Origin of the sequence: Streptomyces marokkonensis (assembly GCF_039539045.1) — a bacterium.
GTDB lineage: Bacteria > Actinomycetota > Actinomycetes > Streptomycetales > Streptomycetaceae > Streptomyces > Streptomyces marokkonensis.
On sequence record NZ_BAABCQ010000002.1, the window covers coordinates 38,480 to 64,466 of the forward strand.

At 69.9% G+C, this 25,987-nt stretch carries 16 protein-coding genes and 4 pseudogenes; 9 read left to right on the plus strand and 11 right to left on the minus strand.

Annotation, left to right across the window (positions count from 1 at the left end):
• Positions 1 to 825 precede the first annotated feature (825 nt).
• The 3 genes and pseudogenes from ABEA26_RS00955 to ABEA26_RS00965 form a co-directional block, all read left to right on the plus strand.
• Positions 826 to 4,125 (plus strand): DUF4132 domain-containing protein, encoded by a 3,300-nt coding sequence (locus ABEA26_RS00955; RefSeq protein ID WP_345588210.1) that lies wholly within the window; start codon positions 826 to 828, stop codon positions 4,123 to 4,125.
• 157 nt (positions 4,126 to 4,282) lie between these two features.
• A complete protein-coding gene (locus ABEA26_RS36230; protein ID WP_425587773.1) occupies positions 4,283 to 5,020 on the plus strand; it encodes an AAA family ATPase in 738 nt (245 codons plus the stop codon).
• A gap of 929 nt (positions 5,021 to 5,949) precedes the next feature.
• A pseudogene (locus ABEA26_RS00965) lies at positions 5,950 to 6,545 on the plus strand (exonuclease domain-containing protein); the annotation flags it as partial.
• A 183-nt stretch (positions 6,546 to 6,728) separates the two neighbouring features.
• Here the strand turns inward: ABEA26_RS00965 and ABEA26_RS00970 are convergent.
• The gene (locus ABEA26_RS00970) at positions 6,729 to 7,136 is read right to left on the minus strand and encodes a hypothetical protein (RefSeq protein WP_345588212.1); all 408 of its coding nucleotides are present in this window, start codon (positions 7,134 to 7,136) and stop codon (positions 6,729 to 6,731) included.
• A 102-nt stretch (positions 7,137 to 7,238) separates the two neighbouring features.
• On the opposite strand from ABEA26_RS00970, the pseudogene ABEA26_RS00975 reads away from it, so the two are divergent.
• Both ABEA26_RS00975 and ABEA26_RS00980 read left to right on the plus strand, forming a co-directional pair.
• Positions 7,239 to 7,812, plus strand: a pseudogene (locus ABEA26_RS00975) (TerD family protein); the annotation flags it as partial.
• 275 nt (positions 7,813 to 8,087) lie between these two features.
• On the plus strand, positions 8,088 to 9,518 hold the full coding sequence (locus ABEA26_RS00980; protein ID WP_345588214.1) for a vanadium-dependent haloperoxidase: 1,431 nt from the start codon (positions 8,088 to 8,090) through the stop codon (positions 9,516 to 9,518).
• On the opposite strand, the pseudogene ABEA26_RS00985 reads toward ABEA26_RS00980, so the two are convergent.
• The 9 genes and pseudogenes from ABEA26_RS00985 to ABEA26_RS01025 form a co-directional block, all read right to left on the minus strand.
• Positions 9,515 to 9,772 (minus strand): annotated as a pseudogene (locus tag ABEA26_RS00985) (IS630 family transposase); the annotation flags it as partial. The gene ABEA26_RS00980 and the pseudogene ABEA26_RS00985 overlap by 4 nt on opposite strands.
• Before the next feature lie 429 nt (positions 9,773 to 10,201).
• Positions 10,202 to 10,717, minus strand: a complete 516-nt coding sequence (locus ABEA26_RS00990; RefSeq protein ID WP_345588216.1) for an HAD family hydrolase — start codon at positions 10,715 to 10,717, stop codon at positions 10,202 to 10,204.
• Positions 10,714 to 12,657: a condensation domain-containing protein gene (locus ABEA26_RS00995; RefSeq protein WP_345588218.1), complete on the minus strand. Its 1,944-nt coding sequence runs from the start codon at positions 12,655 to 12,657 to the stop codon at positions 10,714 to 10,716. Before ABEA26_RS00995 ends, ABEA26_RS00990 begins: the two co-directional genes overlap by 4 nt.
• A 142-nt stretch (positions 12,658 to 12,799) precedes the next feature.
• Positions 12,800 to 13,066: a phosphopantetheine-binding protein gene (locus tag ABEA26_RS01000; protein WP_345588220.1), complete on the minus strand. Its 267-nt coding sequence runs from the start codon at positions 13,064 to 13,066 to the stop codon at positions 12,800 to 12,802.
• A gap of 129 nt (positions 13,067 to 13,195) precedes the next feature.
• The gene (locus ABEA26_RS01005; protein ID WP_345588222.1) at positions 13,196 to 14,359 is read right to left on the minus strand and encodes an acyl-CoA dehydrogenase family protein; all 1,164 of its coding nucleotides are present in this window, start codon (positions 14,357 to 14,359) and stop codon (positions 13,196 to 13,198) included.
• On the minus strand, positions 14,356 to 15,060 hold the full coding sequence (locus tag ABEA26_RS01010) for a type III PLP-dependent enzyme domain-containing protein (protein ID WP_345588224.1): 705 nt from the start codon (positions 15,058 to 15,060) through the stop codon (positions 14,356 to 14,358). Before ABEA26_RS01010 ends, ABEA26_RS01005 begins: the two co-directional genes overlap by 4 nt.
• 164 nt (positions 15,061 to 15,224) lie before the next feature.
• Positions 15,225 to 15,593: pseudogene (locus ABEA26_RS01015) on the minus strand (type III PLP-dependent enzyme); the annotation flags it as partial.
• Positions 15,586 to 16,188, minus strand: coding sequence for a histidine phosphatase family protein (locus ABEA26_RS01020; RefSeq protein WP_345588225.1), 603 nt, complete (start codon positions 16,186 to 16,188; stop codon positions 15,586 to 15,588). The gene ABEA26_RS01020 and the pseudogene ABEA26_RS01015, both read right to left, overlap by 8 nt.
• Before the next feature lie 1,308 nt (positions 16,189 to 17,496).
• Complete coding sequence (locus ABEA26_RS01025) at positions 17,497 to 18,531, minus strand: 3-oxoacyl-ACP synthase III family protein (protein ID WP_345588226.1); 1,035 nt, start codon at positions 18,529 to 18,531, stop codon at positions 17,497 to 17,499.
• Between the two features lie 861 nt (positions 18,532 to 19,392).
• Here ABEA26_RS01025 and ABEA26_RS01030 point away from each other — a divergent pair.
• On the plus strand, positions 19,393 to 20,565 hold the full coding sequence (locus ABEA26_RS01030; protein ID WP_345588307.1) for a type III PLP-dependent enzyme: 1,173 nt from the start codon (positions 19,393 to 19,395) through the stop codon (positions 20,563 to 20,565).
• Entirely contained in the window at positions 20,562 to 21,119 is a 558-nt protein-coding gene (locus tag ABEA26_RS01035; protein ID WP_345588227.1) for a GNAT family N-acetyltransferase, read from the plus strand. The genes ABEA26_RS01030 and ABEA26_RS01035 overlap by 4 nt, the downstream gene beginning before the upstream one ends.
• Positions 21,120 to 21,330: 211 nt before the next feature.
• Here ABEA26_RS01035 and ABEA26_RS01040 read toward each other — a convergent pair whose 3' ends face one another.
• Positions 21,331 to 22,686, minus strand: coding sequence for a type I glutamate--ammonia ligase (locus tag ABEA26_RS01040; protein ID WP_345588228.1), 1,356 nt, complete (start codon positions 22,684 to 22,686; stop codon positions 21,331 to 21,333).
• A gap of 433 nt (positions 22,687 to 23,119) precedes the next feature.
• Between ABEA26_RS01040 and ABEA26_RS01045 the strand changes: the two genes are divergently transcribed.
• Entirely contained in the window at positions 23,120 to 23,449 is a 330-nt protein-coding gene (locus ABEA26_RS01045) for a DUF5132 domain-containing protein (RefSeq protein ID WP_345588230.1), read from the plus strand.
• 212 nt (positions 23,450 to 23,661) lie between these two features.
• On the plus strand, positions 23,662 to 25,962 hold the full coding sequence (locus ABEA26_RS01050) for an ABC transporter ATP-binding protein/permease (protein WP_345588232.1): 2,301 nt from the start codon (positions 23,662 to 23,664) through the stop codon (positions 25,960 to 25,962).
• Positions 25,963 to 25,987: the final 25 nt, after the last annotated feature.

Sequence of the window (25,987 nt, forward strand, 5' to 3'; positions counted from 1 at the left end):
ATGCTCGCCTTGTACTCCGAGGTATGCCTGACTCGATCTACTTCGGCAGAGGGGGAAACCACTCCGAGAATCACTCGAAGTGTACGAAAGAGGGACCGCCGGTGATGCGAGTCCTGCACAGCGAGTGCCGGCGAACTGCCAGTCATGTGGTGATCGACCAGAAGGCGCACCTGCATGGCCAGGCGCAGGCGCAGGCGCAGGCGCCTGCCTGTCAAGCCACTCCTGTCTGAGGCGTCGTGCGACGAGGCGATAGCGTCGGCCGATTGCCTCCGAGCCTTCTCGAGCGTCAGGTCATGCCCGATCCCCTGGGGCGACTCGGTACCATTGGGGTTGTCTCAACGGAGGTTGGCGGACACGAGCGTCTCGAATCACAACCGTCAGGTGCGGTTGAGGTTCCTCGGATAGGGCGCCGACTCGGTGCGAAGTGTAGATGGCGGGTCCGGCCGCACCAACTGCCCCCGGAGTGAGGCTGCTGTCAAGGCTGCCGACGGGTTCCTCGTCTGCTGGCGGTACAGCAACCTGCACCCAGGTACACCAGGAATCGGCTCCAGTCGCCACTTCCCGTCGCCGCCCTTGACGGCGCGTGTGTTCACGTACTGATCACCAGATGTGACAGGGTTCGGGTTCTGTCCGCCCCGCTTCGTCGGCATGCCAGCACTTTGGTAGGACGAGGCGAAGGGGAACTCGGGGGCAGGGGATCCTGCGATTCGGATGTGCCGCCGCCCGGGCGTGCACGGGCACGACCGTTGTCAGTGCCGAAGTCTAACGTGATCGGTAACTGCTCATGAGGTCCCCGTGCAACGGGTGACGGGGAGGAACAGCGCCATGCACCAGGAAATTGCAGACGAGGACCGGTTCGAGATGCCCACCGCCTGGCTGCGAGCCCTGCCCGTGCTCCGGGCCGCCGCGAAGCCGGCCGAGGACGCGGTGGAGAAGGCCGCTCGCCGCTACGCGCAGGAGGTGGCCTGGTTCGAGGAGATGTTCTCCTCATCCGGCAGCGACCCAGAGCTGGTGAAGGAGGGCCGGGCCCACCGGGAGGGCAGTCCCTCTCCGCTCGGAGCCGCCGTGGAGATCGCCGTCGGCTGGCACTACACGATGGTGGACGTGCTCGTCGACGCCTGCGTGACCGAACACGGCCTGCCGTTCGCCGCCCGTGCCGTCGTGGAGCTGGGATGTGTCAACCCCCATTACATGCAGGCGGGTTCCCGACGGTACGACGCGGCGCTGCGGAGAGTGACCGGTTATCAGACCTACTACGTGTGGGAGACCGCTGCCCGTATCCGGGACCTGCTCGCGGCGGTCGACGAGGAGACCCGACGGCGGACCGTCGAAGCCCTCGCCGGCCTCCGGGACAGCGTCCAGCGCCGCATCGTGGTCTCCTACCTGGTACCCGAGGAGCATGCCTGGGTCGACGAGTGCTGCGACGGCCCGATACCGAACGACTCCGTCCTGCGGCGCATGCTCCTTCTCTCCCTGTACCGGCCGGAGCAGATCGCCCGCATCGGTGAAGGTGCACGACTCGGCTGGAACGGCTGGAACCTCCAACTGCTCGCCACCTTCGCGAACCGGCTCGGTCCCGCCGTCGGGTCCCTGCTGGAGGACGCGTTCGACGGAGCCTACGGATCCCACGGACACCGGGACGTCGCGGGCTGGGCCGCCGAACTGCCCACCGACGACGCCTTCCGCCTGCTCCTGAAGAAGGGCGGCGACCGCAATGTTCGCCCCGCCCTGCTCGACGCCATGAACCGCTACCCGCGGCGGGCCCTGCGGCTGCTCTCCGCCGCCGCGGCGGGCGACAGCGAAGAGGCGTCCCTCTCCCGGATGCTGCTGCCCCTGCACGTGGTGACCCACCCGGAGCTCACGAAGGAGACGTTGCCCGCCCTGCCCGAAGCGTCCGCAGCCGTCGTCGCCCCGCTGTTGAAGCGGGGCGAACGGGACGCAGAAGCGCCTGCGGAGGCGCTCCCCGCCCTGCTGGTCGCCCCGCCGTGGACCCGGAAGCGCACCAACCGCAAGGCCCGCGTGGCCCGCGACGTCCCCGGGGCGCCACAGGCCGAGGTGGCCTGGAAGCCCGGGGAGCGGGAGGCATGGGCGGCCACCGTCGTCGCCGAAACCCCCTGGTGGCGCGAGCACGACTGGTCCCGCGAGACCCAGCAGATGCAGCAGGGGACGTGGCGGGGCAACATCCACGCCGCCCGCCTCTTCGTCACCGGCCCCGAGGACGTCGTACGCCCACTGCTCGACGCCTTCGCCCCCGAGCACGTCTGGGACACCGAGAGCCACCTCAGGCCCGTCGCCGCCCGCCACGGCCTGCACGCCCTGCCGATGCTGAGCCGGCTCGCCGCCCGCTACCCGGCCACGGCCTGCGGCCTGCTGCTGCCCTACCGCAGCGTCGAGGTGGCCCGGCAGATGGCCGAGTGGCTGGTGCGCCGCCAGTCGGTGAGGCCCACGGTTCTCGCCTGGCTCCTCCGCCACGGCCGGGCCGCGGCCGCCCTCCTCGTTCCCGACGCCGTCGGCCCGGCGGGCACGCTCCGCACCCACGCCGAACACGCCCTGCGGCAACTCGCGGCAGAGGTGGGCGCCGAGGCCGTGCGGGAGATCGCCGCCGACTGCGGCGCCGAGGCTGAGGAGATCGTCGCCGACCTCCTCGCCGGCGATCCGCTGGAGGCCGCCCTCCCGGCGAGGATGCCGTCCCCCTGTACCTGGGCCGACCCCGCCCTGTTCCCGCAGATCCGGCTCACCGGCGGCCGCGGCGCCCTGCCCGCCGACGCCGTCCGCCACATGACGACCATGCTGCAGATCTCCAAGCCCGGTGACGTCTACCCCGGCCTCGCCACCGTCACCGAGCACTGCGACGCCGGCTCCCTCGCCGAGTTCGCCTGGGCCCTCTTCGAGACGTGGCGGTTTCACGGCATGCCGGCCAAGGACAGCTGGGCCCTCCACGCCCTCGGCCTCCTCGGCGACGACGAGACCGTCCGCCGTCTCACCCCCCTCGTGCGCGCATGGCCCGGTGAGAACGCCCACCACCGGGCCGTCGAGGGCCTCACCGTCCTCGCGGCGATCGGCACCGACACCGCCCTGCGCCATCTGCACGGCATCTCCCGGCGTGTGCCGTTCAAGGCCCTCAAGAAGAGAGCCCGGGAGAAGATCGACGAGGTCGCCGAAGGCCTCGGCCTCACCACCGACCAGCTCGCCGACCGGTTGGTACCCGACCTCGGCCTCGCCGACGACGGCAGCACCGTCATCGACTACGGGCCCCGCCGCTTCACCGTCACCTTCGACGAACAGCTCCGCCCCTGTGTCCGCGACGAGACCGGCAAGCTCCGCAAGGCCCTGCCGACCCCGGGCGTCAAGGACGACCCGGAACTCGCTCCCGCCGAGCGCAAGCGGTTCGCCGCCCTCAAGAAGGAGGTCCGGACCATTGCCTCCGACCAGCTGCGCCGCCTGGAGGCCGCCATGGTCACCGGTCGCTCCTGGACCGCCGCCGAGTTCCGCGAACTGCTCGTCGAACACCCCCTTCTGCGCCACTTGGTGCGCCGCCTGGTCTGGCTCGGCGGCGGCGACGGCATGGTGACCGCGTTCCGTGTCGCCGAGGACCTCACCCTCGCCGACGTCCACGACGACGCATGGACCCTCCCCGCCGACGCCATCGTGCGCCTCGCCCACCCCCTCCATCTGAAAGACGAACTCGAGGCCTGGGCCGACCTCTTCGCCGACTACGAGATCCTCCAGCCCTTCCCGCAGCTCGGGCGCCCCGTGCACGCCTTCACCGACGAGGAGGCCACCGGCCACCGGCTGACCCGCTTCGAGGGCGTCACCGTCCCCGTCGGCAAACTCCTCGGCCTCACCAAGCGCGGCTGGGAACGCGGCACGCCCGAGGACAACGGCGTGGAACGCTGGTTCTCCCGCCCGATCACCCGCGACCGCCACCTCGTCATCGCCCTCGACGGCGGCATCGCCGTCGGCATGGTCGACGCGTTCCCCGACCAGACCCTCGAGACCATCTGGATCGACACCGCCCCCGGCGACTACTGGCGCAACCACACGCACCCGCACCGCCTCGGCGAGATCGACCCCGTCATCGCCTCCGAGATCCTCGGCGACCTGACCGACATCACCGCCAAGTGAGCCCCGCCTTGACCACAGTGAGCGACCCGCACCCGCCCCGCCTGCGGCGCCCGCCCGCAGAAGTGCGCCACGCCGACGAACTCGCCGAGCTGCGTGCCGGGGACACCGACCCGCGGCCGCCCGGCTGGCAGCTCAGCCTCCGTGCCGCCTCCGCTTCGTGGTCGGAGACCCGGACGCCGGCATCAGCCGCAAGTTCGTCGGCAGCCCCTCGCTCGTCGAACGGGCCCTGGTGACCCTGGCCACCAACCGGGGCCTGATGCTCGTCGGCGAACCCGGCACGGCCAAGTCGCTGCTCTCCGAGCTCATCGCGGCAGCCGTCAGCGGCACCTCCACGCTCACTGTGCAGGGCGGCGCGGACACCACCGAGGACCAGATCAAGTACTCCTGGAACTATGCCCTGCTGGTCTCCGAAGACCCCTCCCGCCGCTCCCTGGTACCCGCCCCCATGCTCCGCGGCATGGCCGAGGGACGCATCGTCCGCCCTCGAGTGGAGGCCGAGTCCATGCGCGTCCTCGCCGTCGCGGAGGCCGGACCCGTGCGGTACGACGCGGCCGCGCAGCGCCTCGAAGCCGTCCTTCACGACCCGGCCGGCAACGAGGCCCTGCTGAGCACCGCGCACAACCCCCACTGCCCCGGCATCCTGGACGCCCTGGCCGACGCCCTTGCCTCCGGCACCGCCGACCGGATCAGCGGTTCCCTCCGCCATGACCGGGGCAGGGTCCTCCTCGCCCCTCTCGCCGTCCGCACTTCCCACGGCGTCCTCGTCCCCGACCTCGCCCCCGGCGACGGCGACACCGCCCTCCGCGTCGCCCCGCCCCCCCCCGGGACGACCCCCTCACCACCGCCCTGGAACAGGCCCTCGCCGCCCTCGCCGAGGCCGCCCACCACGGCCTGAAGAACCTGACTGCCACCGACCACGACACCCTCGAATCAGCAGCCGCCCTCCTGCACCGAACCGGCTTCCACACCACCGCGGACAAGGTCTCCGCTGTGACAACTACCCTCCGCACCCACGGCCCGGCCCCCGCCGCTTCCCACTGGCACACCGCCGTCATCCGCCTCGCCACAACCCTGGAACTCCACCGGACCGGCCCGTACACATTGCCGTGACTGGAAATGGTGGCCCGGTGCATTTGCGTTGGGTCCCAGCAACTTGTGCACGTCATCTCGATCTGCTCTCGATTCGGTGGGACAGGCCGGGTCCACGTGGGGCGGTCGCGGGGCGGGCGGCTGGTGGCGCCGACGCGGAGGCCGTCCTGGCCGGAGACGGAGCCGACGGCCGGGACCAAGAGGTTCTGACAAAGGGTGTGCGAGTGCTCGAGAGCGGCGGGCCCCGGGAGGACCGAGGAGCGCGACCTGCCTCCCTTCAGGGAGGCCAGCTATCCTCGGGGTTGTCTCAACGGAGGTTGGCGGACACGAGCGTCTCGAATCACAACCGTCAGGTGCGGTTGAGGTTCTTGGGCGGCGTCGGCGAGGCCTGACTGTACGGGGTACATCCGGCGGCACCAACTGCAAGGGGCGATGGTGGGAGGCCGTACCAGTACTTACGCTCTCCCTGGCTCCGCCGCCGATGTGCGGTCGTGGTGTGACCCTGTTGTCCCTGAGAGGTACAGCCCGCCCGGCTGACGGACCACCGGCCCGACTCCTTGACGGACGAATTGGACCACTGGCCTCAGTAGTCCGCCGGAGACGGTGTGCCCCAAGCGGTAGCGGAGCCTCTGGGCGAGATCCGCTGCAAGAGTGCCCTGTGCGTGGAAAGATCTCCTGATCCACCATGAGCGCGAGAGGGCCGCTGCCGCTTGCCGCACCGGGAGGGGGCCCGAGATGGCCCTGCTGTCAGCGAGCCCGAAGTGGCCCACGCTACCCGAGTACTTGCACGACTGGGCGCTGGTGGACGTGGAGACCTCGGGCTGAGGCCCGGCCGGGACCGCGTCCTGTCCCTCGCGGTCGTCACGCTGGACGGACACGGCCGGCGGACCGGCGAGTTCTCCACGCTCCTCGACCCGGGCTGCGACCCGGGGCCTGTGCATGTCCACGGGCTCACCCGAGTGCGCCTGGCAGGCGCACCCACCTTCGAGGAGATCGCGCCGCAGGTTGGTGCGTTGCTGAGCGGTCGCGTCCTTGTCGCCCATAACGCGCAGTTCGACTACGACTTCCTGGCCCACGAGTTCGCACGCGTCCGCTGGTGGGTGCCCGTAAGCAGACGTCTGGGCACCCTGGCTCTCAACAGGTTGATCGCGCCCGCGACACCGAATCTCAAGCTGGGGACGCTTGCCGCGCACTACGGCGTGCGTCAGGAGCGGGCCCACGACGCGCAGGACGACGTCCGGGCCCTCACAGAGATTCTGCAGGGCTCGCTGGACGCCGCGGGACGTCTGGGCCTGGACCTTCCGGTCCTGACCTGCCCGCCGCGCCAGGACTAGCGTCGCGCCCGATCATGCGCCCGGACCACTACGGGCCAGGGATGTCTGCCAAGCCCTGGGTCACGAACTGCTGCCGAAGAACGTCGAAGGCACCCACGCCAAGCTGAAACGCCTGGTCAAGCTCGGCATTCTCAACGAGGTCGACACTGGTAACTTTACGAGAAAGTCATAGCCGGACACCTATGGCCGGCATCCTTTGGCCGCAATCTGGTGTGCGTACTGGTCGTCCGGGCCGATGTCTTGGACTACCTTCTGGGCTTCTTGCACCCGATCCGTCTCGCACATCAGTCGAACAAGGACGTACAAGGCGCCACGGTCACCGTCCTCGGCGCGGTCACGCAGCGCCGCCTCCATGCCCCGCTCTCGAAGCGATCTGTTAAGTCTTCGACGTGCGTGGCTATCCGTGAGGGCGCGCTCCGTAAGCTCTGGAATCCGTTCCGCCCTGGCCAGCAGATCCATATGCCACAGATGGTTGTCGTGCATGTCTGGATCGTCGGAGAAGCACTCGGCGTGGGCGCTTACCAGAGTGATCGCCACGTCCCATTCTTGAAGCTGTTCCGCCGCCCGAGCTCGCTCCAACCAGTCCACAGGCCGAGTATCGCCTGTCGCCCCACCGGACAGCGCCTTCGAAGCAACCGCTGATGAGCGTCCTTCAAAACAAGTCACGGTCAAACACTCTCAGACCGGCCTCTCAGGCTGGGTGGCGAACTCGGCCGGAAGGTGCTGCCCGTCCAGCGCGCCAAGCGCGGAACGGACCCCAACGAGCGCCGCGATCTCCTCACCGACCAGCTCTGCCTCGACGGACGGCTCCAGGCGGAGCTGCGCATCGACGGCACCCCCGGCGTCCTGGCCGTCAGCGCCGTCCTGCGCACCGGCAAACTGCGCACCTTCATCGAGATTCCGGCCCCTGAGCAGAGTTACCCTCTGAACTGGGCCAAGCGGCTCGTCCGGCGGCTGGCCGAGGCACCGGCGGACCTCCACGTCGAGACTCTCCGTCGACAGCGAGACCGGAGGGCCGCGCGGAACCCTGGAGCGGCTGCGCCCCGAACCGGCGGACCTGCTCCCAAAGGACAACGGCACCAGGATCACCGGGTTCCGCTTGTCCCTGCTCAAGAGCGTGGGAAGCAGCCGCGGCAACGCCGAGACCGGCTTCATCCGCAGCGTCGACGACGCCGTGCACCGCTTCTACACCACCGTCGTGGTCCACCTGGACACTCGCCCAGCACGCCGAGCGCCGGTCAGGGAGAGCGCGACGGCGGGATGACGTCCTGACGGGGCCGGGCGGCGGCAGCACCTCCCCTCCCCGCCGACGCGGAACCCGCGAACTCTCCTCCGCCTCAGGCCCGTACGCCGTGCCGCGCCGAAGGCGCGTACGCGTGTCGGCGGGGCCGGTCGGCTTTGCGTCGTCGTGGGGGGCGGGACCGGCCATTCCGCCACCCAAACAGGGCGTGTCCATGTCATGCAGGCGGTGTGTGCGCCAGTATCGCCCTCGCCGCCGTCCGGCGGCGGAGGAAGCTGATGCCAACGGGGAGTTGAGGCATGTCCGCACGTACCCGAACCGTTCGGCCGCACACGGGGATGTGGCGCCGGGCCCTGTCCGCTGCGATGGTGCTGGCCGCCACCGGCAGCGTGCTCACCGTCGCCCCGCAGACCGCGCAGGCGGCGCTGCCGCAACACGCGATCGCCGATCCCGTCCACTACTGGAACGACGTCCTGCTCCAGGTTGTCCGGCGCGAAGGCGGCGGGCCGGGGCCGATGGCCCGTGCGGCGGCGATGATGAACGCGGCAATCTACGACGCGGAGAGCTCGTACCAGCTGAAGTGGAAGGGCAAGATCGCCTCGGAGCCATACATCTACGCCCACAAGTACGACGGCTGGATCGAGGGCCCCGCCGAAGAGGAGCGGGTGATCGGCCGTACGGCGTACAACATCCTGCTGGGGCTGTACGGCGAGAACCAGGCCCACTTCCTCGACGAGAAGTTCCGTGAGCGGTTCGGCACGGAGCCCACCGAGTTCGACCTGCTCGACCTGACCGTAGTCAACCGCATGGTCACGCAGATGGAGGACGCGCGCGACGGCGACGGTTCCGACAACCCCCAGGTCTACGTCGGCGACGACAAACCGGGAGCGTGGCGGCCCACCAGCTACCCGGACATGCCTGACCCCTCGTGCGAAAGCGACAGCCAGGCGGTCACGCCGTTCTGGGGCCGGATGAAGCCCTTCGCCCTCACCTCCGGCTCACAGTTCCGCCCGGCGACCCCGGGCCTGTACGGAACGTACGAGAAGCTGCTGGCCAGCGACGCCTACAAGGCGCAGGTCGAGGCGGTGCGGTCGTTCGGCGCCGACCGGCCGACCGCGCGTACCCCCGTCGTCAACCGGACCCCGGACCAGGAGGCCGCGGCCTGGTTCTGGGCCAACGACCTGGACGGCACCTACAAGCCGCCGGGCCAGCTGCTCCAGGCGACCCGGGACGTCGCCCAGGCCCGCGGCCTGAACACGTACGACAACGCCCGGCTGTTCGCGCTCGTCTCCATCGCTATGGCGGACGCCGGGATCGCGGTGCGGGACGTGAAGTTCCTGACGCCGATCGACCTGTGGCGGCCGGTGTCGGCGATCCGGGAGGGCGGGCTCGACCCGGAGTGGAAGCCGCTGCTGAAGACCCCCGAGGGCGTCAACGTCAACCCCTGCTTCCCGGCCTGGGCCTCGGGACATGCGACGTTCGCCGCAGCCTGGGCGGGGGTGATGAAGCGCTACTTCGGCAGCGACGGCATCGCCTTCGACATGACCACCGACGAACCCCAGTCACCGGTGAAGACCCGCCACTTCACCAGCTTCAGCGCGGCGGCCACCGAGAACGCCTACAGCAGGGTCTGGCTCGGGGTCCACTTCCCGTGGGACGCGGAGGACGGCCTCGCCCTGGGCGACAAGGTCGCGGCCCACGTCTTCACCACGAAGCTGCGCGAACTCTAGTGTCCTGAGTCGGAGATTTGTCGGCAGTATGCGGCGACTTTGTCGAGGATTTCGTCGGCGGTCTTCGTCCAGACGAACGGTCTGGGGTGTTCGTTCCAGTCGGCGAGCCAGGAACGGATGTCGCGTTCGAGGGCCTGGACGGAGCGGTGGACGCCGCGCTTGAGCTTCTTCTGTGTGAGCTCGGCGAACCACCGCTCCACCAGGCTCAGCCAGGACGAACTGGTCGGTGTGAAGTGCAGATGGAACCGCGGGTGAGCCAGTTCTGGCGGTGCTCGATGGCGTACCGCAGCACGTTCTGCCATGCCACGCCATGCCGCTGACGCGGTGCACGCTCAGCATGCCGAGCACCTGATTCCAGTCCAGATGCGTGTCGAGCAGTTCGAGCATCACGGTGACCTCGTCCGGCCGCGGCGCGGGCAAGGACGGCAGGCGGACCGGTTCGATCTCCTGGGACAGCGGTTCGGACATGGCTGCGTCATTGCGGCCGTCACCGACCGCCAGGGCCCGGCTCAGATCTGGCTCCCCGAAGCGGCGGCGCAGTTGCCGGGCGAGCGAGCCCGCCTTACCGGTGCCACGTGGTCGGACCACCTGTGCCCCGAACGGGGTGATGTCCACCACCTCGCAGTCCAGCCCGACCACCAGGTCCGGGACGGGCGTACGGCTGTGAAAGACGGTCACGGCGGTCACCGGGACGGCGGCATCGGGCGCCGGACCGGTGATCGAGATGCGCCGACGGAACACCCGGTAGGCCATGGCGAACTGGACCGTGGCACGCGGGGCGTGGCATGGAACTCTCCCGAGTGCTCTGCCACCAAATCGATGCCGGGCTCGTCCGTCAGCCGTTGGAGCACCTCGGCTTTGCAGGTCAACGGGAACGACAGGTGGCCGGACCCCAAGGAGAGAAGGACGTTGCCCTCGCTCAGCAGCACCTCGTCGTCCACCTGGGCGAACAGGTCGTCCAGATGGCGCAGATCGCGGAACGAGCGGGCCGCACGACCACTGACCAGCAGGGGTAGCACACCGAGTGCGCGCAACGCTTGTGGACCCTCGACCACACCCGGGTAAGGTCGGTCGGAGGAGTCGATCAGGGTGCCGTCCAGGTCCAGCGCGGCATAACGGATGGTCATGTCGTTCCGATGAGGGAAGCGCGGGCAGGGGCTGATGCGGGCCGGCCCGGAGCGCGGGTGGGCTGCGCTCATACGCGCCGCAGTTCGGCGGCGAGGGACGTGAGGGACCGATGTGAGCACAGGTCCCGCCAGGTGAGGCCGGTCCATCCCTGTGCCGTCAGCGCCTGCAGGACTGAGCCCAGGCCTCGGACCGTACCACCGGCCGAGAAGTAGCTGCGCAGCGGATCCACCTCGGTGAGCGAGCACATGCGGCAGACGTTGTCGAGAAGGTCGTCGAGGGAGGCGGACCGCGGGGCGGGTGCGCTTCTCCCGCCCGACGGTACGGTCCGGCCCGCGATGGTCACTACGTCGGGAATGACGAATCCGGGAACGTCGAGCTTCGTCAGCGCCGACGTGCGCAGCGCTTCGACGGAACGGCCCGCCGGCGCCCGGAGGGTGACGTGGAGAGTCGGTGCGTCCGTACCGTCGAGACGGAGGTCGGTGACTTCGACACCCGGCAGTGAGTTCAGGACATTGCGTACCACGGCGGTGTCGGCCCAGCGGTTGCCCTGTAGACGTACCCGGTGAGGAGTACGGGGGCGAAGCAAGGCGTCATCGGCGTTGTTCGGTGTCCGTTGCGGGACCGCGTGCCGGTACAGGATGTCGCCGAAACGGCGGAGAACGGCCAGGAGGGTGTCGGTGCCGGCATAGCGTTCGTGGGCATACAGCCCGACCTCCAGATGTCCGGCGTCACGCCACGCGTAGAGGGCGAAATCACCTCCGGGAAACTCGTCCCCCTCGTAGCTGACCGTCCGGTCCGTCCGGCTGAGTTCGTCCCACCGGTCGGAGACCTCGTCGAGGGAGAGCTCCGGGCCCTCGCCCCGGGTGAGGAAGTTGAACCAGAACGGTGTCTCGATCCGAACGCCTCTCTCCTCGGAGATGCTGTGCACCTCCTCGCGGAAGGCGCCCTCGCCGAACGGCCGGGTCCGCAGGGTCCTGATCAGACGGCGGTAGGTCTCCGACGCCGCCGCCCTCAGGTCGTCCTCCGAGGCCAGCGCGGACGCGTCGAACAGGGACGTGAGGGGTTCGTAGCATGCGGCCGAGAAGCGGGCCGAGCGACCGGCCCTGTCACCGAACATCTGCCACATCAGGGCCGACTCGTCGACCAGGAGGGGCCTGACGGCCAGCGAGGCCGCGGCCAGTACGACCGCCGAGACCGGTACGCCCCAGCTGTGGGCGAGCCCCGTGGCACAGTGGAGGGCCGCCGGTGACATGAGGGTGGCCCCGACCCGCCGGGTCGGGCGGGACGGTGTGAGGGTGATGACGTCCTCGGGCGTCCGGGCCGCGGGAAAGGGCGTGCTGGGCAGGTCCTCCAGCAGCCGGCGCATCGATGCCCGCGCCCTGTCGTCCGCCCGGGAACCGTCCGGCCCGTCTTCTTCGGCAAGTAGCTGACGAGGGCCCTTCACCGGCGCAAGACCGTGGTCCGCAGGCCGGTCGTCCAACAGGTTGTCCAGGACTGCGGTGACCTCGTTCAGGAGGACGGCGCATCCCGCGAACCCGGCGGCGAAGTGGTGGACGATCATGATAAGCGCGTGGTTCCCGGACGGCTGACGGCCGAGGAACCACCGTACGGGCCACTCGTCGCACAGATCGAACGGTTCGCGTTTCAAGCCGTCGAGGACGAGGCCCAGTGCCACATGGTCGTCCAGGTCGATCTCCAGGTCCTCACGTATCCGCAGCACGGGCGACGTGAGGGGATCCACCTGCTGCGACAGTCCCGGCCCGGTGCCGGCGACGACCCGTGAACGCAGCGCCTCATGGCGCTCCATGACGACCTGTACGGCCGTGGAAACGAGGGTGGCCGGCACGTCGACCGGCACGCTCCACCAGCGCGGCTTCGCCAGACGGGACGCAGGCGTCCTGGCGAAGGCCATCCATGCCGACGCCTGACCGGAGGTCAGCGGGAAGGTGTCGCCCTCCATAGCAGTTCCTTTCACCGCCGCGAGGTCCGGTGTCGCAGCCGGCAGGTTCATGAAGTGCTCCCTTCGTCGAGTTGGCCATGGGGCTGGATGGCGGGACGGCTCGCTGCGCCGGGGCGCAGGGCCCGGTGTGTCGTTTCCGGGTTTCCGGAAGTACGCGCTCCGCCGGGCGCCGTCCGCGGTGCGGGAGGTGGGGTCATTCGGCGTGCTTCCGAGCCAGCAGGGACTCGATGACCGACCAGAGCCCGGCGGGTGTGGCGAACGTCTCCTCGTTGAGCAGATGATCCGGGACGGTCACCTCGAATGCCTCCTCCAGGTCGAGCAGGAGGCTGACGGTCGCCAGCGAGTCCAGGCCCTGGTCGATGAGCCTGAGCTGTGGGGTGATCGGTCTGTCGGCGGGCAGAAGCGTCAGATACGCGCGCAGGGTCTCCTCGAACGGGCCTGTCCAATGCCGCTCGGTCATGTGTACACCTCTTCTTGTCTGGGACGACCCGGTGAGCAGGGCTGTCGGCCCGGCCGTGGACGGGGGCGGCGTCGGATGCCGTACCGCCTTCGCCCGTGGGCTTGTGGTGTGGTCGTGTTGTCGTCGGGCTCAGAACAGCTGTCCGGCGCCGTCCAGCAACGTCAGCGTGCCGATGGCACCGAGAAGCCGGTCGTTGGAGTAGTTGAGGCTCGCTGAGCGCAGATCCCGGAAATGTCGCTCCAGTGGCACGGCCGCGTCCCGTTGGTATCCGGTCATCGTGCCGCCCAACTGGACAAGTCGGTCCACCGCCGAGAATGTCAGCTCGGAGCAGGCGACTTTCAGGGTGTCGAGCTGCATGTGCAGGGCGCGGACGTCCATCGAAGCGCCGGTGCGCCGTCGTAGCAGCACCTCGTCCCGGGCTCGGAGCAGGTAGGCGCTGGCCAGCTCCAGGTCGACGCGGGCACGGCCCAGACGGTGCCGGACCAGCTCGCTTCTCGTGTCGAGACCGCCGGGTCGTTGCCGGGAGCGGCTCAGCGCGACCAGGGCGTCCAGCGCGTCACGGGCGGCCCCCAGCCAGCAGGCCGACCATGCCAGGTGCCCAGCCGGGATCATGCTGTCCATGGCGACCCTGCGGAACTCGCCGGGTGTTCCGACCACCTGATGCGGAGCGGTGGCACCGTCCAGCTCCATGCCGACGCTGCGCGTCGCGCGCATGCCCATCGCGTTCCAGTCCCGGACCACCCGTGTATCGGCCTGGCCGCGGTGCAGGTGAATGAGACTGACCTGGTTCGGTGGCGCGTCCGGAGCGGCGCGCATGGTGACAAGGAAGCCGTCGGCGTGTTCGCCGCCCGTGACCACAGGGGCACTGCGGCGGACGAGCAGCTCCGTCTCGTCGGCCTCGATGGCCGACGACGCGCTGAGCAGATGACCGCCCTTAGCCGGTTCGGTGGTGACCGAAGCGAGGTAGTAGCCCTCTTCGGCGATACGGGGGAGCAGTTCCGTGCGTAGACGCTCCCCGGCGTGCCGGACGACGACGTCGGTCTGCTGGCAGTGCATCGCCCAGATCATCGCAGTGGAGAGGCAGCCGCCGGCGAGGAGCGCGGCCACCTCGACCAGGTCACCGAGATCGCCGCCCATGCCGCCATACTCGGTGGGCACCAACAGGCCGAAGAGGCCGGCTTCGCGCAGAGCCTGCACGCTCTCGTGCGGGAAGACGCCTTCCGCGTCGGCCTTCGCGGCGTGCTCCGCGAGGACGGACACCAGTGCGGTCGCGGTCGTCACGGCCTGGGTCATACCAGCTCCGATTCCGGGTCGGCCGCGATGATCGGTTCATGAGTGAGCCGGAGCCTGGTCGCGGATCCCACCTCGGTCCCGCGCACTGACACCTCGGCCGGAGCGGGACGCCCCAGGAACGCCACGAGGCTCGCGGTCAGCCCGTACGCCCCGGTGTTCGAGAAGACGAGCGGGTCCCCGGCTCGGACGGCCGGAATCGGCACGCCTCGGCCGAGGACATCGGCCGGTGTGCAGAGCGGCCCGACGAGAGTGGCCGGCGTGGTCGGGCCGGTCCCCGGGTCGGGAGTGGCCGTGGCCAGGGTCAGCCGCCCCAGACCGGTCAGTCCGCCGAGGTGGTTGACACCGGCGTCCAGCACCACGAACGTCTGGTCGCGGCTGCGCTTGACATCCTGCACGGTGGTCACCAGGTGACCGCAGTCGCCGACCAGATGGTGGCCGGACTCGAAGGCGACCTCGACGTCCCCGTTCCGACATCCGGGCAGCCCCTCGTCGAGCGCGGTGTGCAGTGCCCCGTACAGCGAGGGGTAGGACGGCCGTGGTCCCGGGCGGGCATAGGGCACGGCGAAGCCGCCGCCCAGGTCGACGACGTCCATCGGCAGGCCGGACCGGTCCCGCAGCCGTGCCGCCAGGGAGATGTTCGCCCGGAAGGCGTCGATGAGGCCGTCCTCGTCGCGGGCATTGCTGACAGGGAAGAGATGCACGCCGACGAGGCGAGTGCCCGGGACGTCGGTGAAGCGGGTCGGATCGGCGGTGACCTGCGCCTCGTCCCACCGAATTGCGTGGGCGCGCCCGTCATCCGTAGGCCGGTGGCGCCCACGGTGTCACCATTGACCCTCAGCAGCACGGTCGCCTCGGTGCCATGGGCGAGCGCCGCACGCCCGAGGCGGTGCACGTCGTCGGCGGACTCGGCGGAGAACCGCCGCACACCCCGGAGGAGCGCGTAGTCGATCTCGGTGCTTGTCTTGCCCGGTCCGGTGTAGAGGCAGTCGGCTCCGGTGAAATCGGCACCCCGCGCGGTGTCCAGCTCACCGGGGGAGCTGATCTCCGCCCGGCAGCCGGCCCGGCGCAGGGTCTCCACCACCGGCGGGTGCGGATTCGCCTTGAGGGAGTAGTACAGGACGGAAGGCGCGGGCAGCGCGGCGCGGAGCCCGGCGAAGGCCCGCTCCACGGCGCCGCGTTCGTAGACGTACAGCGGACTGCCATGCGTCCGCACCAGGGTGGCGATGTCAAGCACGGTGGCCGTCTCCTCCTGTGTCGTCCACGAGGGCCCGCAGCGCGGTCCGGTCGGTTTTGCCGGTGCTTCCGACGGGCAGGCGGGGCAGCACGCGGCAGACCGCCGGAATCTTGGCCGCCTCCAGCTCGGCGTGCAGTCGTCGGACCAGTTCGTCAGGGGACAAAGCGGTAGCGACGAACGGGACGGCTCCACGACGGTCGTGAGACGGCACCACCGCCGCGTCCCGCACCTCGGGGGCGCGCAGGGCCGCGGCCTCGATCTCGGCGGCACTGGTGCGTACGCCCCGCTGTTCGAACAGGTCGTCGCGGCGACCGTGGAAGTACATTGCGCGCAGCCTGCGGTCCATGATCGGCCTCACGCCGAACACCTCGGCGACCTGGTCCGCCGTCTGAGCGGTCCGCCGCAGGTCCGACGAGAACAGGTCGACCTGTGTGTCCTTTGGAATCGCGGCGCGCAACACCCGGGCGATCTCGGCGGCCGCTTTCTGGCCGGCCGACGTGAGGTCGGAGTCGTGCCATCCGCCGACCAGAGCGCAGACTCGGCAGCGTTTCGTTGGCGGGGTGTGACAACGATGTTCTGGTGGATCCCGCGTCACTGCGTCCGAACAGCAGGTCCAGGGTATCCAGACGTACGGAGATCGATCGGGGCCAGCCCGTACCGGTGGCGCCGTCCCTGGCGGTGTGTCCGGAGAGACTCACATCGTCGTTGCATATCATGGTTCCGGCACCGCTCAGCACAGCAGCCATGATGAACGACGTTTTGCCCGCCCGGCTCCCGCCCACCAACGCGACACCGACTCCGTCGATCTCCAACAGGCCGGCGCGCGGGAACACATCGCCCTGCCTGTTCGCCGCCGAGCGGTGCACGGCCCGGGTGGCCCTCATGAGGGACTGGGTGATCGATAGGGCTCCGTGGGGCGCTGCAGCCGCTCCGCCACGGCGGGCGTGCACGTGAGGCCGGTGGAGGTGAATTGCGAACGGACGATGTACCGCCGTGGCACATGGCGTGGCTCCAACGTCATTTCCCCCGTAGCTGTATGCGCCTGAAGAACGTTTCGCTGCGCGAGAACGATGCCCGGCGCCGAGACCTCCGACGCCATGCCCTTCAGATGATCATAACGATTGGCCTGTGCAGGTAACAGGGGGCGATGGAAACCCGGTGGACATGATGACACGAGGGCGTCCGTCGCGATTGTCCGGCGGGCGCACAGCACCGATCGCTTTCCCGCCTCCCGGTGACAGGCCGTCAGGTCCCGGATGTGCGCCGAGGTCAGAGTCGGCCAACCGGGGCAGGCCCCTATTGAGTCCGGTGCCGGGCGCCGTACGGGTGGTCCGCCGTAGTGTCCTCGACGTCCCACCCCCGTGGACACCAGCAGCCGGGGTGGCTCCCAGATGAACTGGAAGGTGAAATAACGTCCGGGATGGTCACTGAACCGTTCGATTGTGATGAGGTCGTCCGGCTGTCGGCCGGGGGCCGGGACGGGCGTTCCGGGTTCTCGCATGTCCGACCGGAACATGAAGTTGAACCAGAACGGCAGGTCGATCAGGACCCCGCCTCGCCGGTGCTCCAGCCGCCGTGGCCGCCCCGACAGGGGGTGACCACGGCACCAGGCCGGCGGGCGTGGCAATCCGGATGGGCTGAGGTCGTCTTGGTGGAGGTTGGCGGACACCCACAAGGACAATGCCAACCGTCAGGTCCGTCTGAGCTCCCTCGGTTGACCAACGTCGTTGACCATCAGGGCGCCCGCTGCTACTGCCTCGAGAAGGTCGCGTCGAACACTCGGTCTCGGACCACGTCCACCGGGACACTCAGCCGTCCTACCGCGAACGGGTCAGTCCGCCCCCGGCGGAGACTACAGTTCCGTTCTCCCCTCGACCTTGACCGTCACGATCTCTGTGGGCCATCAGGCGTGTCGGAGGCAGAGGGATCCCCATTGGAAGCCCGCGCCGATCCCGGAGAGCACGTAGGTGTCTCCCGGGGCCAGAGCCCCTTCGGCGAAGGTGGAGTGGAGCGCGGTGAACAGGCCGGCTGATCCGGTGTTGCCCAGTCGGTCGACTGTGACGGGGGCGCGCTCGGGGGGGATGCCCAGGGCGGCCATGGTTTCGGTGAGGATGTTCAGGTTGGCCTGGTGCAGGAAGAAGTGCCGGATCTGGTCGATCGGCATGCCGGCGCGGTGGGTGGCGCTGGTGATGCTCTCGGGCAGGCGGGTGGTGGCCGCGTTCCAGACGGCGCGGCCGTCCATGTGCAGATAGTGGTCGCCGGCGGCGACGGTGGCCGTGGTGCTGGGCAGGCGGGAGCCTCCGGCGGGGATCTGGACGCCGTAGGACAACTGGGAACCCAGGTCGTAGGAGAGCAGTCCCGCTCCGGAGGTGCAGCTGCGGGTGAGGACGACGGCAGCCGCGGCGTCACCGAAGAAGACTCCGGTGGTGCGATCGGTGGGATTGGTGATTCTGGAGGCACAGTCGGCCGCGAGGAGCAGGATGGTGGTGATGGAGGGGTTCTGCAGGAGGTGCGCGGCGATCAACACGGCTTGGATGCCGGAGGCGCAGGCGGCTTGGGTGACGTCCAGGGACAGGGCGCAGTGGGCGCCGAGGGCGTCTTTGACGATCAGCGCGGTTGACGGGAGCGGCTGATCCCCGGTGTAGGACGCAACGATGACCGCGTCCAGTTGGGCGGGCGCGATGCCGGCGGAGTCCAGGGCCGGGGCGGCGGCCGCGACGCACATGTCGGAGGTCGCCAAGTGCGGGTCCAGACGACGGCGTTCGCGGATACCGGTGCGGCTGGTGATCCATTCGTCGCTGGTGTCCAGGGTGCGGGTGAGTTCCTGGTTGGTGACGACCGCCGGTGGCAGGTGCATCCCGGTCCCGACAATGGCGAACGGCACGGGCAGGCCGACGCCGGTCTGGTGGAACAGGGTCCGATCCTCGGTGACGGTCATTCCGCGGTGCTCCGCTCAGGCACGATCAGTTCACCTTGAGGGAATTCCATGTCCGTTCCTTTCCTCACCGGTTCTCTACCGGTTTGGCGTCGCCCGGCGTGTCGAACATCAACACCGCCGCATCGTCCCACGGAACACCAGGCTGGTCACCACGCGTTAATTCGTGAGCATGATGAAACGCCCAACTGCTTGACGCCGCATTGTTTGAGGTGCCGCCGTGGCTTGTGCTGAAGAATGCCGAGTTGTCGATGCCGCTATTTCAGGAAGTCTTCGACAGTCGTTCGGTGGCACCTGATCGTCAAGGCAGAGGAGGCGCACACCGACGCCGTTCGGGTGATTCGGAATCGGGGGATCGAAAGGATGGCTGAGCATTGACCCGGGATGTCCCCCGGAAGGGGGTGCGGCCTTGGCGGCGTGGGAGGCCGCCTGGGGGCCCTGGGGCCCTGGGGGCCCTGGGGCCCTGGAGGTCTGGAGGTCTGGCGGACGGACCGCAGCGGCTCGAGGGGCGCCTGTCCGGCCCGCGAGTTGCGCCCTCGCGGGCCGGCCGCGCCGGGTGCACGGCAGGCGCAGCCGCAGGTCCCGGAAGTGCCTAGAGTGCGGCGTGCGGGGAGTCCGGGTCAGGCGGTACAGCCGGCCGTCGGGCTCCCTTGCCTGATCTCCCGCGCGCCGGCGAGTACTTGGCGCCCATCATCCAGCCGGACCGAAAGTGCACACGTGAGGCCTCAGAACACCGGAACGCACCAGATCGCCGGACCGCGCCAGGCAGCCGATCATGACAGAACCAGCCACCGCGCCCCGATCGCACCGGCTGCCTCGAACACGGCCAACGCGCCTCTCCCCGTCCGGCACGGCCGCCCCGCCCTGCGCGCCGCGCTCGCCGCCGCCACCGAGGATGCCGTCATCTACGACCTGGACGGCATCGGTCGCCAGTACGCCGCCCTGTGCGCCGAACTTCCCGGTGTCGCGGTCCGTTTCGCGATGAAGTCCTGTCCGGTGGACGAGGTGCTCGGGCACCTGGCCCGGCTCGGCTCCGGCTTCGACACGGCGAGCCCACAGGAGGTCGCCCAGGCACTACGCGCCGGGGTGGCTCCCGGGATGGTTCACTACGGCAACACCGTCAAGTCCGACCGCAACATCGCCGAGGCCTACCGGCTGGGTGTGCGCGACTTCGCCACCGACTGCCTCGAGGACGTCGCGGCGATCGCCGTACACGCCCCCGGCTCGCGAGTGTTCTGCCGGATCGCCAGTACGGGTGAGGGTGCGCTGTGGGGCCTCAGCCGCAAGTTCGGATGCTCGCCCGAGGATGCGCCGCGGGTGCTCGATGCCGCCCGCACCGTCGGACTATTGCCCTCCGGCCTGTCCGTGCACGTCGGCTCCCAGCAGATGACCGCCGAAGCCTGGGTCGCGGCGATCGACTCGCTGGCCGCTGTTCTGAAGGCGCTCAGCCGACGCGGCATCACCCCGGAGCGGATCAACCTCGGCGGCGGACTGCCCGCCCTGGGTGTCCTCGACCGAGGCGGCCGGCCGCTGGTACCGCCGTTGCGCGAGATGTTCACGGCGATCCGCGAAGGCATGGAACGGCTGCGCGTCGTCAGCGCCGCCCCGCTGGCCTTCTTGCTGGAGCCCGGCCGCCACCTGGTCGCCGACCACGGCGCGATCCGCGCCCACGTGGCGCGGCTCACCTCCCGGCACCGGCTCGACGGCATCCGTGAGGACTGGCTCTACCTCAGCTGCGGCAAGTTCAACGGCCTCTACGAGATGGACCAGTTGCGGTACCGCCTGGAGTTCCCCTCCCATTCCGGCGAGCAGTTCGTCAACGCAGTGGTGGCCGGCCCGACCTGCGACAGCGACGACGCGTACGCCCAGGAGGGCAGTCCGGTACGGGTCCCGCGTGCGATCGCCTCCGGCGACCCGGTGTGGGTTCACTCCTGCGGCGCGTACGCCACCTCCTACGCCACCTGCGGCTTCAACGGCTTCCCGCCGCTGCCGTACACCTGTGTCGGTGGCCAGGCTGTGAGCGGGGAAGACGCGTGAACGACACCCGGATCCGGCCGCTCCGTGAAGAGGACTGGGACGATGTGGTCGCGTTGGAGGAACGGGCCTACGCAGCGAGTGGCCTGTCCGAGGGGCGCGAGGCGCTGCGCTCCCGGCACCGTGCCTCACCCTCGACCTGCTTCGTGCTGGAGCACGCGGGCGGCTTCGGTGGCTACGTGCTCGCACTGCCGTACCCGTTGTTCCGCTGCCCGGACCTGAGTCCGGCCGAAGAAGGCGCGGCACAGGAGGGCACCCGGGGAAGCAACCTGCACCTCCACGACTTGGCGATCGCCGAACGGGTGCGCGGCCGGGGCATGGCCCGCCGGATGGTGCGGCACCTGGAGGAGACCGGCCGGGCGGCCCGCTACCGGTCCCTCGGGCTGGTCGCCGTGTGCGGCTCCGAGACGCTGTGGTCCCGGCTGGGCTACCGCGCCCGGCCCGAGGTCGCGCCGCCCGCGAGCTACGGCACCGAGGCGGTCTACATGGTGAAGCCGCTGAGACCCGCTGCTGATGATCCGGCTCTCGGGTTCTCGCCCAGAGCCGAAGCGAGCTGATACGGACGCCCCCGTAGCCGGCGAGCTCCATGTCAGCCGCGTCGGCCGGCGGTCCGCCGAGGGCTGCCCCGGGCGTCCCGCGGCGGACCACAACGGTGCCTGGCCCGGGACCGTCCCGGTCACAGGCACAGGCAGTCGAGCGAATCGACGGCGAACCACGGGGCTTCGACCGTTCATCGGCCGGGAGCCGGCGGAGCAGCGTTGGTCCGCGTCAGTAGCGCCAGCGGACGGCTTCGATGACGTCCGCGTCCGTGTGCCCCGAGAACAGCTCCACCTCCGCCTGCCGGACGGCCAGTACGGCCTCGTACAGTTCGGGACCGAGCGCCTGCCGCAGCAGTGCGGACTTCTCGTACGCGTCGATCGCCTCAGGCAGGCTCGTCGGGAGGCGCTCGGCGGGGCCGAGGGCGGCGGGGCCGAGGGCGGCGGGGTCGCTCGGGGTCTCGGGCGGAAGAGGCAGGCCGGACTTCAGGCCGGCGAGCCCGGCGGCCAGCACGCCGCCGACCACCAGGTACGGGTTGGCTGCGGCGTCGAAGCACTTGAACTCGGCGTTGGCCTGTCCGGCGGCGGAGCCGGTGATCAGGCGCAGCGCCGCCTCACGGTTCTCCAGGCCCCAGCAGCGGTAGGCCCCGGCGAAGCGTGAGGGGACCAGCCGCAGGTAGGAGGCGACGCTGGGCGCGCCGAGGGCCAGCAGGGCGGGCAGCTCGGCCAGTGCGCCCGCGAGGAACTGTTCCGCGTCGGGGTGCAGCCCGTGGCGGCCGGGGCCGCCGTGCGCGAGGTTGCGGCCCTGTCGCCAGAGGCTGAGGTGCAGGTGGCTGCCGTTGCCGAGTGAGCCCTCGGTGAAGACGGGTGCGTACGAGACCCGCAGGCTGTGTCGGGCGGAGACGGCTCGGATGGTGTGGCGTACCAGCATCGTGGTGTCGGCCGCCTCGACCGGCCCCTCGGCGGCGATCGAGACCTCGAACTGCCCGGCGGCGTACTCGGGGTGGAGCTGGAGCACGGTCAGCCCCTGGTCGGTGAGGGCGCGCAGCACCTCCCGCAGGTAGTCGGAGTGTTCGATGAAGCGGGTCATCCCGTACGCGGGCGCGAGCGTCGCGGGGGCCCCGGCGCTGTCGGCCACCACCCACTCGACCTCGATCCCGGCCTTCACCGAGAGCCCGCGCCGTTCGATGGCCTCGGTGACCCGGCGGGCGAAGCCGCGCTGGCAGCCGGGATGCGGAGTGCCGTCCTGGGCGTAGCGGTCGGCCGGAGCCCAGGCCCAGCCGGGCTGCGCGGCCAGCGCGACGAGCCGGTCGAGGTCGGGGACGAGACGCAGGTCGCCCACCGGGCCGGTACTCGAAGGCGCGACGGTGAAGGAGTCGTCCACCAGGGAGACGTCGAAACAGGGCGCGGCGCCGACGCCGTACTCGGCGGCGTGTGCGAGCTGGGTGAGGGGGACGGACTTCACCCGGGTGAGCCCGGCATTGTCGACCCAGCCGAACACCACCCCGTCGATTCCGTCGGCGGCGAGCTGGACTGCGGCTGTCCGGGCCTGGGCAGCCCGCTCAGCTCGGGGATACGTGATGGCCATGCCGGTCATGCTGGTGATCGCAGCGGCCGGTGCGCCAGCAGCCGACCCGGGGTTCACTCGTCCGTGCAAGATGCGGAACCGGTTTCCCGGGGTGGGCTCCCCGATCACTGTTAATTAATAGGGTAATCAGAAAAACGCGCGGCTTGATAAGTGTCGCCTACTACGTCTCGTAGCGCTCTGAACAGGAACAGCACTCGCATGAGTGAAACCCCCGGGACCGTTTGGCCTCGTCGGACATGACTCGACTACGGTGATCCAGAAGCGGACGGCTCACCATATCGGCAAGGAATTCCGACCCGGCAGGCCGTTCGGCACGGGACGTCAAAAGACCCCGGAGGTGGGTGATTCCGCCCTCTCCTTTGTGCGTGCTCGGGGTTCACAGTGCCCTGGGTCCCCTGTCATACACTGCTCTGCGCAGAGAGGTTGGAGCATCATGCCTCCCATCGTTCCGCCGTTTCTCATCGGTCTCATCGCCGCGCCCCTGGCCAAGCGTCTCTTCAAGCCACTGGTGCGAGGTGTCGTCACGACATCCGTCGGTGTGGTCATGGAAGTGAAGAAGGCGGCCCACGCGGCCGGGGAGAACATCAACGACCTCGCGGCCGAGGTGGCTGCCGACGTGATGGCGTCGCAGATCGTCTCCGCCGACGGTCACCCGCCCACCGAGGGCGTGGTCTCGAAGGGCGAGAAGGGCGGTGACCGGGTCGAGAGCGAGAGCAGGAGCTCGAAGATCCGTACGAGCACCGGTGCCGGCAAGACCCAGTGACGTCCTGATGCGCGGCTCTTCCGCCGCCTGGGCGCGTCTTCCCGCCGGCTGAGGAAGACGAGCCCTCGCGGTGGACCGCCATTGGCCCTTCGGCCGTCCCCCCCCCGCTCCCCTCGGACCTTCCGTTCTGTCGCAGTAATCCGCCGTGCGCCGACTTCCGCCGCGCCCGTTGACGGACTATCCGTGACCTCCGTAAACAGGTGATCGTACGCATGTCATCGCTACTGGGCACCGCAGCAGGAACCCGCTCCGTGGAATGGAACGCGCGTCCGCGCTCGGTCACACCGGGCCGCCAGCGCTGGGACGTCAAGCCGGTGCTCGGACGGCCACGGACGGCCGAGGTGCTCGCCGCCGCCCTGCGCCGCATTCCCGGAATCACCGACGCTCAGGCCAACCCGGTCACCGGCGGGGTGCTGGTCCGGCACGAAGCGCGGGTGCACGCCGCAGACGTCGGCCGAATCGTTCGCAGAGCCGTCACCCTGATCGCGGGTGACCCGACCGGAACGGGCGGGCGTCCGACACCGGCCCGCCCCGCCGCCGCACCGGCCCCCCGGGCGGACCGCGGTCTGGTCGTGCGACCGGTGCTCGCGGTCGGCGGAGGGGTCGCGGCAGGGATCGCGCTGGTCAAGGGATCGGCGCGGAGCAGGCAACTGGTGGCGTTGGGCGCGGTGACCGCGGCGACCGCGACCGTCCTGAGGAAGGCATGGGACAGAACGACCGACGCGTCCCGGAACGCGGCCCGGCCCGGCGACGAACGCCACCCCCTGCTGGAGATCGTCGGACCGCACCGCCGCCGCCTCTCCCGGGCCGCTGCCCTGTCCATCGCCTGCCAGGTCTCGGAGATCGCGCTCGGTACCTTCCTCGGCTGGACCGGACTCGTCCTCATCAAGGGCGAGGCAGCTCCGCTGGCACGCCTCGGCCTGACCACCGCCTCCGCTCAACTTCTCGGCCTGGCCGGGCTGGTGGCCGCAGCATGTGCCGCCGTGGCGGGCCTCTCCTACGCCTCCAACCTCCAGTGGCGCCGGCTCGGCCAGGACATCGAGCACGACTGGCGAAGCCGCACGTACCGACACGTCCAGCACCTCGAACTGGGGCAGCTGGAGGGCGAGCGGACCACCCGGGTGGCAGGCGCGCTCACCGACGACGTCGGCCAGCTGGGCGCCTTCTTCGCCGGACCGGCCAACGAAGTACTGCAACTGGGCACCAGCCTGGCCCTCCTGGTACCGGCGTTCCTGCTGCTGGCCCCCCAGATCGCCTGGATCGCGTTCCTGCCCATCCCGGTCGTCGCCTGGCTGTCGCTGCGCCACCAGGACAAGGCCGCGGCCGACTACGCCGTCACCGGCGAACGGCGGGCCCGGCTGGGCAGCCAGGTGATCAACTCGCTGGAGGCCGGCGCCACCGTGAAGAGCTTCTGTACCGAGGACCACGAGGCCGAGCGCATCGACGAGTTGAGCGAGGCGGCCCAGGAGAGCGGTCGACGGACCGACCGCAGCACGATTCGCCACGCCGAGACAGTCCGGGCCTGTACCACCGCATCGATGGCCGGCACGCTGCTGATCGGCGGCCGCTCGGTGCTCAACGGCACCCTGCGCTTCGAGGTGTTCAGCCCGCTGATCGGGCTGCCCCAGATGCTGCTGATGCGGATGAGCCGGCTCGGCGGCATCGTCGACCAGTACCAGCGCACCCTCGCCTCCCACGACCGGGTCCAGCGGCTGCGGGCCCTGCCTGTCGAGGCAGACGGCACCGGCGGAACGGTCGACGTCGGCAAGGTGCGTGGAGAGATCGCCCTGGACCACGTGTCCTTCGCCTACCCCGGTCGGACGCCTGCACTGGAAAACCTCTCGATGACCATCCCGGCCGGGCAGGTCACCGCCCTGGTCGGCGCCACCGGCTCGGGCAAGACCACGATCGCCAGGCTGCTGATGCGGTTCCAGGACGCGGACTCCGGCAGCGTGCTGCTCGACGGGCGGGACGTGCGCGAGCTGCCGAGGCACCATCTGCGCCACGCTGTCGGGTTCGTCGCCCAGGACCCGTTCCTCTTCGACGGCACCATCGCCGACAACATCCGCTACGGCAGCTTCGACGCCTCGGACGAGGCAGTGGTCGAGGCGGCCATGAGGGCCGAAGCCCATCCCTTCGTCGCGGCGCTGCCGGACGGCTACGAGACGCTGATCGGCGAACGCGGTGCCGCGCTCTCCGGCGGACAGCGGCAGAGGATCGCACTGGCGCGCGCGATCCTCAAGGACGCGCCGGTCGTGATCCTCGACGAAGCGACCTCCGCCGTGGACAACGAGACCGAGGCCGCCATCCAGCGCACGCTCCGCGTCTTCGCGGCCGACCGGACCATGCTGATCATCGCCCACCGGCTCTCCACGGTCCGCCACGCCGACCGCATCTACGTCATGGACCAGGGCGGGGTCGTGGCCGAGCAGGGCACCCACGACGAACTCCTCGCGCAGCACGGACTCTACGCGTCCCTATGGCAACTCCAGGCCGGCGAACCCGCCGCCTGACCGCAGCCCCCGGCCGGCCGACCGC

Excerpts from the sequence above, each read along its gene's own strand:
- ABEA26_RS01025 (WP_345588226.1), bottom strand. The coding sequence starts at position 18,531 with ATGACCGTCACCGAGGATCGGACCCTGTTCCACCAGACCGGCGTCGGC.
- ABEA26_RS00955 (WP_345588210.1), top strand. The coding sequence starts at position 826 with ATGCACCAGGAAATTGCAGACGAGGACCGGTTCGAGATGCCCACCGCC.
- ABEA26_RS01040 (WP_345588228.1), bottom strand. The coding sequence starts at position 22,686 with ATGGCCATCACGTATCCCCGAGCTGAGCGGGCTGCCCAGGCCCGGACA.
- ABEA26_RS00980 (WP_345588214.1), top strand. The coding sequence starts at position 8,088 with ATGTCCGCACGTACCCGAACCGTTCGGCCGCACACGGGGATGTGGCGC.
- ABEA26_RS00990 (WP_345588216.1), bottom strand. The coding sequence starts at position 10,717 with ATGAGCGCAGCCCACCCGCGCTCCGGGCCGGCCCGCATCAGCCCCTGC.
- ABEA26_RS01045 (WP_345588230.1), top strand. The coding sequence starts at position 23,120 with ATGCCTCCCATCGTTCCGCCGTTTCTCATCGGTCTCATCGCCGCGCCC.
- ABEA26_RS01050 (WP_345588232.1), top strand. The coding sequence starts at position 23,662 with ATGTCATCGCTACTGGGCACCGCAGCAGGAACCCGCTCCGTGGAATGG.
- ABEA26_RS01000 (WP_345588220.1), bottom strand. The coding sequence starts at position 13,066 with ATGACCGAGCGGCATTGGACAGGCCCGTTCGAGGAGACCCTGCGCGCG.
- ABEA26_RS00995 (WP_345588218.1), bottom strand. The coding sequence starts at position 12,657 with ATGAACCTGCCGGCTGCGACACCGGACCTCGCGGCGGTGAAAGGAACT.
- ABEA26_RS01005 (WP_345588222.1), bottom strand. The coding sequence starts at position 14,359 with ATGACCCAGGCCGTGACGACCGCGACCGCACTGGTGTCCGTCCTCGCG.